An 11859-nucleotide genomic window follows, 5' to 3' on the forward strand; every position below is an offset into this window, starting at 1 on the left:
TCCCGTCGGGCCCCCGCCCCCCGCCCCCCCCCACCCCGCGCCCCCCGGGCGGCCCCGGGGGGCGGGTGTGGTCCGCCGCGCGGGGGGCGCAGGCGGACCACACCCCGTTTCGCGGCAGGCTCCGGATCAGCAGCCGCCGCAGTTGTAGAACGTGACGTCCCAGTGGTTGCCCTCGTCGGCGTAGACGTTGCCGGCGCCGGATTTCCACTGCGGGGCGCCGTCACCCCGCACACCGATGTAGGTGAAGGTGTTCTTCACGTAGTTTCCGAGGCATGAAGTCGAGCTTGTAGCCGTTCCAGTGCGAGTACGTGCCGGAGGCGTGGCCGGCCTCGGTGCCGCCGGTGATGTTGAGGGCGCAGCCACTGGCGCTCTTGAGGGTCTGGGCGCCCTGGGCGGTCGCGAGGTTGAGCTGCTCGAAGGAGGTGCAGGTGGAGTTGTTGCGGTCGGAGCAGCCGCCCGACGAGGACCAGGTGATGCCGGAGCCGCGGAACATCGAGGTGGCCGTCGAGTGGCTGATCTTGGTGACCGCATGTGCCTCGGTCGTACCGCCGAGGACACCCACGCCCGGTGCGAAAAGCACGCCGAGTACGAGCGTGAGGGCGGTCAGCACCACACGTACCGTGCTTCGGCGGGGGCGGCCTGTGGCCCGGCTGCCGGTGGTGAGCTGTGGGGAAAGGAGCTGTGGAGACTTCATGGGCTTCCTCCTGGTGCGGATCTCGCCGGACGGGGGCGGCGCTGTACCGAGGTGTCGCGTGGTCTACCCGCGTCGACTTCCGGGCGCGGAGGGCCTTTGGCAGCTGCGGGCCGGAGGAGTTCAGACGGCGGACCGGAAGGCCGGCAGGTATCCGCCGGAGTGACCCGTGGCGGTGGGGTGGTAGCTGTTGGAGACGGGCACCGAGAGGCTGTGCAACCAGGCGTCGCCCGAGCAGATCTCGTGGTTGGTGAACTCGTCCACGACGCTGGAGTACGAGAATCCCGCGTCGGCGGCCTGCTTCGCGAGCATGCCGTTGAGGGCGTCGCTGCCCCGGTTGATCGCCGCGCGCTCGGTTTCGCTCAGGCCGGCGATGCAGCTGCCGCTCAGCCGGTAGAAGCGCGGGTAGCCCAGTACGACGACATGAGCCTGGGGCGCCCTACTGCGGATGGTGCTGTAGAGGGACGAGAGGCTTCCGGGCAGAGTGCTGTTGACCTGGGTGATCGCACTGTTCACCGCGTTGACGCAGGTTGTCTCGCTTTGCAGGACGCAGGTCTGCATGACGTTCGCGAAACCGACGTCGTTTCCGCCGGCGGTGACGCTGACCAGCGTCGTGGAGCTGGTGAGCGGGGTCAGCTGACTGCTTTTCACCGTGCTGGTCGTGGCTCCCGAACAGGCGGTGAAAGAGAACGACGCCGGGGCGTTGGCCGCCGCCCACAGGGACGGGTAGGCCCTGCTGCTGCGTTGGCAGCTGCCGCTGTCGGACAGGTAGCTTCCGGCGCCCACTCCCGAGGAGTAGGAGTCGCCGAGTGCGACGTAGCGTTCCTCGGCCGCCGTGGCGGCAGCGGCGTGCCCGCCGGTTCCGAGGGCGGCGGCCACCGCCAGCAGGACGGGTAAAACCCACCTCAGTCTAGACAAGTACATGACAACTTCTTCCCGGAGTATTGCGGTGAACAGGAGTTGTTGAAGCGTCACACTTGTAGCAGTGATCGGAGCACTCGCGATAGGCGCGTGAAACGGTTTGTTTCTGATCGCTCCGCCGAGGAGTGCTCGGTCACCGACGGAGCGCGGGACTGTCCGCAGCGACGTCACCTCCCGTCGCTGCGGACAGTGTTCGACCGCCGCTGATCCTTCGTCCCGCACCGCGGAGCGCTACTGGCGCCGACTTCTACCGCGCCGCAGGCCGGGTCGCCTCAGTTGTCCAGGCCGCCACCGGCATCGCCGAGTCCGCCGCCGGCGTCCTCCGCCCCGCCTCCGCCCGGGACGCCGGCGTCCGCCCCGGTGTCCTCGCCGCCGTCCGCTCCGGCACTGTCCGCGACGTCACCGCCGTCCTCGGCACCGGGATCGGCGCCGGCATCCGCGTCACCCCCCGCTCCGCCGTTCTGCTGGGCTCCGTTCGCAACGTCGTCGCCGCCCGCGCCGGCACCGATACGGGCGCCCACCGCCGCGAGTGCCGTGGTGACCGGCTGGAAGAACGTCTCACCTCCCGCCGTGCAGTCACCGCTGCCGCCGGACGTGAGGCCGATCGCGCTGCCGTCCGCCGTGAAGAGCGCGCCGCCGCTGTCCCCCGGCTCGGCGCACACGTTCGTCTGGACGAGGCCCGTCACCGTGCCCTCCGGATAGTTCACCGTCGCGTCGAGGCCGGTGACCTGGCCATCGCTGAGCCCGGTCGTACTGCCCATCCGTATGACGTTCTGGCCCACGGCCGCGTCGGCGGCCCGGTCGATCGCCACCCTCTGTCCGTCGCCGGTGTCGACCTCGCTCGGAGCCTCGGTGGCGGGGTCGTCGTACGTCACGAGCGCGAAGTCGCCCGCGCCTGGGAACACCGCTTCCCGGACCGTGCCGATCGGCCCGCCTCCGGCCTGCTCCGACCACTGCTCGGCCGCCACACCGCAGTGTCCCGCGGTCAGGAATCCCGGACTGCCGTCCTGCGTGGTCACGTTGAAGCCGAGCGAGCAGCGCGCTCCGCCGCCGAAGATGGCGTCGCCGCCTTCGAGGAACGTCCTGAACTCGCCCCCGGACTTCTCTATCCGCGCCATACCCGGACCGAGGTTCCGCACCGCCGACTCGAGCTTGTCCCAGCGCTCGCCGGTGACGGTTCGGTCGGCCGTGACGAGGACCTGGTTGTTCTTGGGGTCGATGGCCCAGGACGTGCCCGGGACGGCGGCCTTGCGGGACAGCGTGCTCTTGGCCGCGTTCAGCTCGCTCGCACTGTTGTCGACACTTCTCGGCACCGCGCCGGCCTTCTTGACCTGCACTTCGATCGTGTTGTCGTCGCCCACGACGTTCACGACGAGCTGCTGTTTGCCCGCGTCGTAGTACGCGCCGCCGTAGGACTCACCGAGCTGCCCGCCCAGTTGCCGGAGCAGCTCCGCAGCTGAAGCCGCGCTCATCTTCCGGGGGGCCGACGCGTCGGTTCCGGCCCCCTCCTGCCCGGCGTAGGCCTGGGGCAGCAGAACGGCGGCCGCGGCAATGCCGACCGCACCCGCTCCCGCCAGAACGGCCTTTCGCTTGGTTATTCGCCTGTGACTCAACTCGCCGCCTCCTGTAGGGGTACGGAGCCGATTGCCGATGGGCAGCCGGGGGACGCGTCCGCCTCTTGATACGCACGAGGCGCGTGTTGTTCTCACCGCACGTGCGCATTCCGTCGGAGATGCTTCGTCACGCGACGGTCCCGACGGCGAAGGGGACGGAGTGCGCCCGCCGCGTCGCACCGGCGTGGGGGACGGGAGCACCGGCCCCGAGCGAGTTGACCTCAAGTCCGCTTGAGGTCCTAGCGTCGCGCTCATGGACATGGAAGTCACAGCTTGGACATCGCTGCACAACGCGATCAACGCCAGTCAGGACCGCAGGCCCGTCTCCCGGACCACCCTGCGCCGCATCGCCCGGTTCGCCCGGCCGCATCGCCGGCAGCTGTACCGCTTCCTGCTGCTCAGTGTGGTGACCGCCCTCCTCGCGGTGGCCACGCCGGTGCTCGCGGGCAGCGTGGTCGACGCGATCGTCCGGGGGCGTGAAGAGGGAACGGTCACGGGCCTGGCCCTGCTCATCGCGGTCATCGCCGTGGCCGAGGCGGGGCTGGGTCTGCTGACCCGCCGGCTGTCGGCCACCCTCGGGGAGGGGCTGATCCTCGATCTGCGCACGGCGGTCTTCGATCACGTCCAGCAGATGCCGGTCGCCTTCTTCACCCGTACCCGGACCGGTGCGCTCGTCAGCCGGCTCAACAACGACGTCATCGGCGCCCAGCGTGCTTTTAGCAACACACTCTCCGGGGTCGTGTCCAACCTCGTCACCCTCCTGCTGACCCTCGCCGTCATGCTCAGCATCTCGTGGCAGATCACCCTGCTCGCCCTCGTCCTGCTGCCGGTGTTCGTCGTACCCGCCCGCCGGACGGGCGCCCGCATGGCGGCGCTCCAGCGCGAGGCCGCCCACCACAACGCGGCCATGGGCACCCGGATGACCGAACGCTTCTCCGCCCCCGGCGCCACCCTCGTCAAGCTGTTCGGCCGGCCGGCCGACGAGTCCGCCGAATTCGCCGCGCGCGCCCGCCGAGTGCGCGACATCGGCATCCGTACCGCCATGGCGCAGTCCACGTTTGTCACCGCCCTCACCCTGGTCTCCGCGCTGGCGCTCGCCCTCGTCTACGGACTCGGCGGCTTCTACGCCCTGCGCGGCAGCCTCGACCCCGGCGCCGTCGTAGCCCTCGCCCTGCTCCTCACCCGTCTCTACGCCCCGCTGACCGCACTCGCCGGCGCCCGGGTCGAGGTGATGAGCGCCCTGGTGAGCTTCGACCGGGTCTTCGAGATCCTGGACCTGCGCCCGCTGATCGCGGAGAAGCCGGACGCCCGGCGGGTACCGGACGGGCCCGTGTCAGTGGAGTTCGACCGGGTCTCGTTCGGCTACCCGTCGGCGGACAAGGTCTCCCTCGCCTCGCTGGAGGAGGTCGCGACGCTGGACTCGCGCGGCGGAACCGAGGTCCTGCACGACGTCTCGTTCCGCGCCGAGCCCGGCCACATGGTGGCCATCGTCGGCTCCTCCGGCGCGGGCAAGTCCACGATCGCGCAGCTCCTGCCGCGCCTGTACGACGCCGACTCGGGGTCCGTGCGGCTGGGCGGCACCGACGTACGCGACCTGTCCGCCGACTCGATCCGCGAAACCGTCGGCATGGTCACCCAGGACGGCCACCTCTTCCACGAATCCGTACGCGCCAACCTGCTCCTCGCCCGCCCCGACGCCACGGAGGACGACATCTGGGACGCCCTGCGCCGTTCGCGTCTGGACGGTCTCGTGGCCTCGCTCCCCGACGGCCTGGACACCGTCGTGGGCGAACGCGGCTACCGGCTCTCCGGCGGCGAGCGACAGCGCCTGACCATCGCCCGCCTGCTGTTGGCCGGCCAGCGCGTCGTCATTCTCGACGAGGCGACCGCGCACCTCGACTCCACGTCGGAGGCGGCCGTGCAGGAGGCACTGGGCGAGGCGCTCCAGGGGCGGACCGCCGTGGTGATCGCCCACCGCCTGTCGACCGTACGGGCCGCCGACCTGATCCTGGTCGTCGAGGACGGCCGGATCGTCGAACGCGGCACGCACACCGAACTGCTGGCGGTGGGCGGCCGCTACCAGGAGTTGTACCGCACCCAGTTCGAACGCCCGGGCGTGGCAGCGGCCCCGGCGGGTTAGGCGCGTGCGGTGAGCGGGAGTCAGGGGGTGAAGACCTGGTCCAAGGTGTCGATCTTGTCGCCGGGACCGAGGTGGTAACGGAACACGAGTCCCTCGTCGGGGTGGGCGACGAGCCAGTCGATCAGTTGCTGCAGGGAGATCTTCTTGTTCTCGGTGCTCTCGACGATCGGTGTGACGGCCGTGACCTTCGCGTCGTCCGCGACAGGGATGAAGGTCTTCACACCGACTGTCTCGAACGGGGCTCCGTCGGTGTCGGGCGCACCGCAGCCCCAGTTGCCGTGCTTGACGACGAGGCTGTGGAAGCCCCCCTCGGGGGTGTAGCGGTAGACGGCGATCTCGTCCGGAGAGATGGGCATCTTGTGGTCACAGGTGACGTCGGCGGCGGGCGGCTCGGTCTTGCCCCCGGTCGGCACGGTGGCCGGGCCGCCGGCCGGCGTGGGCTTGGCGGGCGTGGAGGGCTTCGCGGCCGGCGCGGTGCCCGTCGGGGTCTTGGCGCCGGCATCGGGGGTGGCGGGGGTGGCCGAGGCGGAAGGCGTCCCGTCGGCGGCCTTGGGCGGGGCTCCGTTGTCCGCCGTGCAGCCCGTCAGGGCCAGGGTCGCGCAGAGGGTCAGGACGGTCAGCGGCCGTCTGTGTGCCTCGGTGATTCCGCCGCCTCGGCGCATGGTGTTCTCTCCCTCTGGCAAGGCGTCGTTCGCGGGACGCCGTCGAAGTCTGGCGTCAACCTAGCGCGGGGCGGTGCCGGGGGTCAGTGGCTGGATCTGGTTCGTCACCAGGCCGGGATCAGGCTGTTGCCTGATGCGGAAACAGACCACGCACTTCCCTGCCGGGGTGGCGGCTGTCGCGGCCCGGAGCCCTCGCCCGGATGCGCGGGCACGGCCGGCCGACCTCCGGACACCCGTCCGCCCACATGAACGACCTGCGGGGGTCTCAGCCGGTCGCCCGGTGCCCATGGCCGCGGAAGGAAGACCCACCGGCTCCGCCACTCGGCCGAGCCTCCTCGGCCGCGGCCGGGCCGGTGGACGGACAGCGGCCGCGGGGCGGACCGCCACGGACTCTCAGTCGGTGTTCTCGCGCTCGCCGGATCCCGGCTCGGCCATCCGCCGGTGCGCCTGGGCCTTCGCCGTGTCGGGCAGCACCTTGTTGGCCAGCCCTTGTGCCTTGGTCTTGAGGGAACCGGCGACAACTTTGTCCTTGCCCGCGAAGAGGGCGTCCAGGCCCTGCTGCGCGACCTGGGCGGGGTCGTCCTTGTCCTGCCGGCCCACCTTCGTGTCGTCCATGTCGGCGCGGTGGAAGAAGTCGGTCTCGGTCGGCCCGGGCATCAGGGAGGTCAACGTGACGCGGGTGTCCTTCAATTCGTTCTGCAGTGCTTCGGTGAAGGACTGCAGGAACGACTTCGAGGCGTTGTAGACCGCCTGGAAGGAGCCTGGCATCGTCGAGGCGATCGAGGAGGTGACGAGGATACGGCCGGCGTCCCGTACGACCATGTCGCGGACGACGCGCTTGGCCAGGTGCACCGTCGAACGGACGTTGAGGTCGACGACTTCCAGTTCGTCCGCCAGGTCGGTGTCCGCGAACGCGCCGCCCCGCCCCACGCCCGCGTTCAGGACGACGACGTCGAGCGGCCGGCCCAGCGTGGTGGCCGCCGTGAACAGGGCCTCGGTCTCCTCGTAGACGCGCAGATCGGCCTGGACCACCGTCACCCGCACCCCCGACGCCCGGATGTGCTGCGCCACCTCCTGGAGTCGTGCGTCGTCCTCGGCGTTGATGACGAGATCGAAGCCGCGCTCGGCCAACTGCCTGGCGAGTTCGAACCCGATGCCGCTGGAGGCGCCCGTGACCAGGGCGAGAGGCTTGTCGTCGCTCATACGAAGTCTCTTTCCGGTATGCGTCAGGACGGCGGGGCAGCCCCCGCGACGCGGTACGGCTCGCCGGCCGTCGCGACCGGGGGCTCCTGGTCAGCGACCCAGTGCCTTGCTGAGCTGCTGCTTGGTCATCGAGGACCGGCCTTCGACGTTCTTCTTCTTCGCCTCCGTGTACAGCTGGTCCCTGGTCGGCCCTCCGGAGCCGCTGTGTGAACGCTGTCCGCCGCGCTCGGAAGCGGATTTCGGGTCACGCGTGGACGTCTTGCTCGCGGACTTCGACTCTCCCGAGCGGGCCCGTTCCTTGTTGACCGTACGGGCGGCGATCTCCTTCGCCCGCTTCTCGCCGGTGCCGCGTTTCTCGGCGCCTTCCTTGATGTGCTCGTACTGGCGCTCACGCTTGGGGCTGGATCCTGCGGGCATCGCACTCTCCCTTTCTCGTCGTGGGCGGGCCGCCGGGTCTCACGGCCTGCGGCACATGTACGGCTACCCCTGCCTCGCGCGCAAAACCGGCCGCTCGCGATGTGAGAGCACCGCACGGGCGCGTACGGCGTCGACCCCGCTCCGCGGACCGGGTGCCGCAGCGGCCGTCAGCCCTCGATGCCGGTGTCCTCGTGGGACGCGCCGACGGGCTTGGACTCGGGGGACCCGCGCTGGCGGAGGTAGACGGACAGGATGGCCATGGAGGCCACGGCCAGCAGCTCGGACTGCCAGTTCTGCAGGGTGCGGCTCCAGAAGTCCGCGGAGGACACGTACTGCCCCCATCCCACCGGCGCCTGCAACCGGCGCAGCTGCTCCTCGTTGTACGCGGCCGTGCCGGCGATCGACTGGGCTAGCCAGGACAGGAGGAACAGCGAACCCATCACCAGTCCGAGCGAGCGGGAGAACACCGTCCCGCGCCAGCCGGTGTCGGCGGCCCACCGGGGCGAGTCGGCCGTGGCGTGTTCGCCGGTCTTCTGGTCCTCGTCGGATTCGGTGCCGATCTGCCGCGGTTCCTTGGACTCCGGTGAACCGCGTTGCAGCAGCCACACGGTGGCGAAGATGTAGAGGAAGAACTGCAGGTACTCGGACTGCCAGTTCTCCGTCACGTCCACGGCGAAGTCCGAGGACGCCAGATAGGCCGCGAAGCTCACCTGCTCCAGGTCGTCGGCCGCCAGCTGATTGTTGAACTCGGCGTGTCCGGCGACGGCCTGCCCCGCGAGGGCCAGCAGGAACGCGACACCGAAGGCCAGCGTCAGACTGTTGTCACGCAGGAAGCGGCGCATCATCCGCCCGCCCCTTTCTCCGGCCGGGCGTGTGCCGGCGGGGGCCCCTGGCTGGTCGGTACACGGGCGCTCATCGCTGCATCAGTCCGATCGCGGTGAAGTACGCGAGGCCGCCGAGTACGACGGCCAGACACAGCAGGAACATCGTCCGCATCACCGCTCACCCGCCCTTGACCGTGCACTGGTAGGGCCGTCCGGCCTCCGGCCGGCATCCGGCCGCGACGACCTTCCACCCCGCCCCGAACTGGGAGAGGAAGAGTGTGTCGCCCTCGGCCACGACGCGCGCCTGGCGTCCGTACACGTCGATCGAACGCCGTTCGCCCGCTTCGGGGAGGTCCTGGTCCGTGATGACCTCGACGCACGGCCGCTCCTGCGAGTCCTCCAGTTCACTGCGTGTCCCGGGGGCCAGCGCGGCGCACAACGCGCGTGCGTCGTCACTGCTCAGAGCATCTTCGAAGCGCTGCACGGCAATTGCGGCACGGTCCTCGCGTTCGTCCGCCGACCCGCCGCAGCCGGCCAGGGCGCCGACGAGGGACACGGCGGCCAGCCCCAGGGGCCAGCGGCGTCCACGTCGCGACTGGGCGCTGAACCATGTCCGTGCCGGTGAACCACGACCCCGGTGTGCCATGGGCCACGAGTACCCCGCAGTGCACGATCACACGCGTGCATTGACCCAGTAGGACGCATGCCCAGACCTGTTCGGGGCACCTCAAGTACGGCCGAGCAAGTCCACCGGCGGCACAGGAATGGGAGACTGTGATGCTGTCCCACACGATCGAGCAGGGCGTCCTTGTCATCACGGTGCTCCGTGACCCCGGCATCAGCGGACGGGCCGCGGTGTCCGAGACGATCAGCGAGCTCGTGCACGCCCACCGCTCCAGGCCCGTCGTCATCGTCCTCGACGACGGGGCGGCGGGCCCCGCCGCCGTCAGCGCGGTGCTCCGCGCCCACCGCATGTGCGGTCACCTCGGCATCCTGATGTCCATCGCCACCCACAGCGCGGCGGCCCGCCGCCTGCTGGAGAGCAACGCCCACACCGAGGGCAGCCGGCCGGTCATCCACGCCCGCACCGACACCGCCATCACGACGGCCCTGACCGCGGACACCGCGGCAGCCTGACGGGGAGACGCCTGGAGCGGGGCAGCGGCGGACACGACGGCCGGCCGCCGCCCCGCCCGTCGACGTACGTGTCACGGCGGGGCGGTGCGGGTCACCGCCCCGCCGCGGGCGGTCTCAGCCAGGTGCCGGTCCGGCGTCCGTACGCCACGAGACCCAGCTCCTCGAACTCGCGCAACCAGCCCTGCATCGGCCATGTCCCGACGGTAATTCCGATGCCTCAGGTACCCATGGGTCCCGAGGGCACGCGTGGTCGTGGAGGCGCGTGTTGCTGCTGTCAGCCGTCGCCGGTCGGCCTTTCCGGCATGGCCCCGTCCGGGACGGGCGGGGCCGCCTCGGTTCCGCCGTGCCATTCGCACAGCAGGACGGTGGCGTCGTCGTTCAGGTGCCCGTCGTGATGTTCCAGTACGGCGCGCACCAGGCGGCGCAGCGTTTCGGGGGCGGCGAGGCCGTCGGCCTGGTGGCGGATCACGAAGTCGACGAACCGGTCGCGGCCGAACTCGTGCCCCCTGGCGTCGCGCGCTTCGATGATGCCGTCGGTGTACAGCAGCAGCTGGTCGCCCGGTTCCAGCTGCTCGCGGCACAGCGTCACGGGCAGGCCGAGGCCGGTGCCCACCGGGTGGGTCGGGGTGCAGCCGAGGTGGGTCGTCCAGCGCCGGCCGCGGATGAGGACGGGTGGGTGGTGACCGCAGTTGATCCAGGTCAGCACACCGCTGGTGAGGTCGAGGTCGGCCAGGACGGCGGTCGCGTACCGGCTGTGCGCGAACTGCTCCAGCAGGGTCGCCTCGATGGCGTCACGTGCTTCGGCGAGACCGTTGCCCCGTCGGCGCTGATTGCGGCAGGTGGCCATGGCGAGGTTGGCGGTCAGCCCGGCGGACGTGTCGTGGCCCATGGCGTCGAAGACCGCCAGGTGGGCCGTGTCGCCGGCCAGGGCGTAGTCGAAGGCGTCGCCCGCGGTGGCGTAGGCGGGCTCCATCGCCGCGGCGATCGTCACCCGCCTGTTCGAGAAGGTGCGCGGCGGCATGAGCGTCCACTGCATCTCCGCGGAGACCGACATGGGGCTGATGCGGGTGAGACGGGCGTGGGAGTCGCTGTGGTGCCGTTTGGACACCAGCAGCATGCCCAGGAGGGACGCCAGGTCCTCCATCACCGCCCGGGTCTGCTCGTCCGGGTCGTCACCGGTCTCGACGCCCAGGACACCGAGGCGTTCCGTACCGTCGAGCACCGGCAACCAGTGCTGCGACCGGCCGTCGGCGGTGGCGGAGTGCGGTTGGCCGCTGGTGAAGACCCGACCCGGCAACGTGGCGTCGATCCGCAGTTCCTGCCCGCCCTCCCCTGCGTCGATGCCGCGACCGGTGGCTTCCCGCAGCACCACTTCCTGGACGTCCGCCACGAAGAACCGCGCCCGGTGCAGACCCGCCTGCATGGCGTGCCGGGCGATCAGGGCGGGGAGCTCCTCGAACGCGGACAGGTGGCTGGCCCGCAGCAGGCCATGGAGCATGCGGGCCGAATCCTCTAGCGAAGCCATGCCGGTCAACCTGTCGGACAGGGACGGCCCGCGTCCGCCTGTCGGCCTCCGTAGTACCGGGCCACGGGACCTGTTGCTCGGCAGACGAAAACGAGAAGCCCAGGCGAGTGTCGAACCCAGCCTACGACCCGGGCGCCCGGGGATGTGGCGTGTTGCGGCGCTTGCCCGGCATCGCGGGCGACCGCCGGATGTCGCGGCCCCCGGGCCCCGTCCCACCGGCGACACGCGCAGACACCGCCCGCTCGACTGCGGGCAGCTCACCGGTCGCGCGCTCGACGCCCCGCCCGGAGCAGCTGGTGTCAGCCCTGTCACCGCAGGTCATACAGGTTTGCGGAACCCGTCGACGGTTACCTGGGACGCGTGCCGCGGCGCCGGCTTCTTGTCGTACGGGAGCCCGGGGGAAGACCTCCGGCCTGCGGCCGGGCGTCTCGCACGCTGCGGCACACCACATCACACAGGAAGGATCCCCCGTGACCGTGCCCGAAGAGAACCGGCCGAAGACCACGTCCACCGACGAGGTCGTCAACGACACCCAGGAGGCCCAGAAGCAGGACGCGGGCGGGTCCGGCCGCACCATCCGCGAAGCGATGGAAGAGGCCGGCGTGAACCGCGAGGACTTCGAGGACCAGTAGCCCCACCCGTCCGGTGGGACGTGCCCGCGCCGGCGGCAGCCGGGGGCTCGCGCGGGCGCGAGAGGAGCACCCGGCGCAAGGCGGCGCCTGTGTT

11 protein-coding genes and 1 pseudogene are annotated in these 11859 nt (G+C 70.8%); 3 read left to right on the forward strand and 9 right to left on the reverse strand.

The window, feature by feature from the left end; all coding sequences use genetic code 11:
* Positions 1-126: 126 nt before the first annotated feature.
* The 3 genes and pseudogenes from ACWGH0_RS33795 to ACWGH0_RS33805 all read right to left on the reverse strand — a co-directional run bounded on the left by ACWGH0_RS33795 (position 127) and on the right by ACWGH0_RS33805 (position 3225).
* A pseudogene (locus ACWGH0_RS33795) lies at positions 127-580 on the reverse strand (hypothetical protein).
* Between the two features lie 234 nt (positions 581-814).
* The gene (locus ACWGH0_RS33800) at positions 815-1615 is read right to left on the reverse strand and encodes an SGNH/GDSL hydrolase family protein (RefSeq protein WP_453408095.1); all 801 of its coding nucleotides are present in this window, start codon (positions 1613-1615) and stop codon (positions 815-817) included.
* A gap of 269 nt (positions 1616-1884) precedes the next feature.
* A complete protein-coding gene (locus tag ACWGH0_RS33805; protein ID WP_453408096.1) occupies positions 1885-3225 on the reverse strand; it encodes a S1 family peptidase in 1341 nt (446 codons plus the stop codon).
* A 253-nt stretch (positions 3226-3478) separates the two neighbouring features.
* Between ACWGH0_RS33805 and ACWGH0_RS33810 the strand changes: the two genes are divergently transcribed.
* Positions 3479-5365, forward strand: coding sequence for an ABC transporter ATP-binding protein (locus ACWGH0_RS33810; protein ID WP_453408097.1), 1887 nt, complete (start codon positions 3479-3481; stop codon positions 5363-5365).
* 20 nt (positions 5366-5385) lie between these two features.
* Here ACWGH0_RS33810 and ACWGH0_RS33815 read toward each other — a convergent pair whose 3' ends face one another.
* From ACWGH0_RS33815 to ACWGH0_RS33835, 5 genes are all read right to left on the reverse strand, one after another.
* Positions 5386-6027: a hypothetical protein gene (locus ACWGH0_RS33815; protein ID WP_453408098.1), complete on the reverse strand. Its 642-nt coding sequence runs from the start codon at positions 6025-6027 to the stop codon at positions 5386-5388.
* 393 nt (positions 6028-6420) lie between these two features.
* Positions 6421-7230, reverse strand: coding sequence for an SDR family NAD(P)-dependent oxidoreductase (locus tag ACWGH0_RS33820; protein ID WP_453408099.1), 810 nt, complete (start codon positions 7228-7230; stop codon positions 6421-6423).
* Between the two features lie 90 nt (positions 7231-7320).
* Complete coding sequence (locus tag ACWGH0_RS33825; protein WP_453408100.1) at positions 7321-7647, reverse strand: plasmid stabilization protein; 327 nt, start codon at positions 7645-7647, stop codon at positions 7321-7323.
* 167 nt (positions 7648-7814) lie between these two features.
* Entirely contained in the window at positions 7815-8489 is a 675-nt protein-coding gene (locus ACWGH0_RS33830; protein ID WP_453408105.1) for a DUF6766 family protein, read from the reverse strand.
* A 160-nt stretch (positions 8490-8649) separates the two neighbouring features.
* On the reverse strand, positions 8650-9027 hold the full coding sequence (locus ACWGH0_RS33835; protein ID WP_453408101.1) for a hypothetical protein: 378 nt from the start codon (positions 9025-9027) through the stop codon (positions 8650-8652).
* A 221-nt stretch (positions 9028-9248) separates the two neighbouring features.
* Here ACWGH0_RS33835 and ACWGH0_RS33840 point away from each other — a divergent pair, with 221 nt between their 5' ends.
* Complete coding sequence (locus ACWGH0_RS33840) at positions 9249-9608, forward strand: hypothetical protein (protein WP_453408102.1); 360 nt, start codon at positions 9249-9251, stop codon at positions 9606-9608.
* Between the two features lie 274 nt (positions 9609-9882).
* Here ACWGH0_RS33840 and ACWGH0_RS33845 read toward each other — a convergent pair whose 3' ends face one another.
* Positions 9883-11106 (reverse strand): PP2C family protein-serine/threonine phosphatase, encoded by a 1224-nt coding sequence (locus ACWGH0_RS33845; RefSeq protein ID WP_453408103.1) that lies wholly within the window; start codon positions 11104-11106, stop codon positions 9883-9885.
* A 497-nt stretch (positions 11107-11603) separates the two neighbouring features.
* On the opposite strand from ACWGH0_RS33845, the gene ACWGH0_RS33850 reads away from it, so the two are divergent.
* A complete protein-coding gene (locus tag ACWGH0_RS33850) occupies positions 11604-11765 on the forward strand; it encodes a hypothetical protein (RefSeq protein WP_453408104.1) in 162 nt (53 codons plus the stop codon).
* Positions 11766-11859: the final 94 nt, after the last annotated feature.

This window comes from Streptomyces sp. NPDC054887 (genome assembly GCF_053610585.1).

Bases quoted from the DNA above. Each gene is read 5' to 3' on its own strand.
- ACWGH0_RS33800 (WP_453408095.1), bottom strand. From the start codon at position 1,615: ATGTACTTGTCTAGACTGAGGTGGGTTTTACCCGTCCTGCTGGCGGTG.
- ACWGH0_RS33810 (WP_453408097.1), top strand. From the start codon at position 3,479: ATGGACATGGAAGTCACAGCTTGGACATCGCTGCACAACGCGATCAAC.
- ACWGH0_RS33815 (WP_453408098.1), bottom strand. From the start codon at position 6,027: ATGCGCCGAGGCGGCGGAATCACCGAGGCACACAGACGGCCGCTGACC.
- ACWGH0_RS33820 (WP_453408099.1), bottom strand. From the start codon at position 7,230: ATGAGCGACGACAAGCCTCTCGCCCTGGTCACGGGCGCCTCCAGCGGC.
- ACWGH0_RS33825 (WP_453408100.1), bottom strand. From the start codon at position 7,647: ATGCCCGCAGGATCCAGCCCCAAGCGTGAGCGCCAGTACGAGCACATC.
- ACWGH0_RS33830 (WP_453408105.1), bottom strand. From the start codon at position 8,489: ATGCGCCGCTTCCTGCGTGACAACAGTCTGACGCTGGCCTTCGGTGTC.
- ACWGH0_RS33840 (WP_453408102.1), top strand. From the start codon at position 9,249: ATGCTGTCCCACACGATCGAGCAGGGCGTCCTTGTCATCACGGTGCTC.
- ACWGH0_RS33845 (WP_453408103.1), bottom strand. From the start codon at position 11,106: ATGCTCCATGGCCTGCTGCGGGCCAGCCACCTGTCCGCGTTCGAGGAG.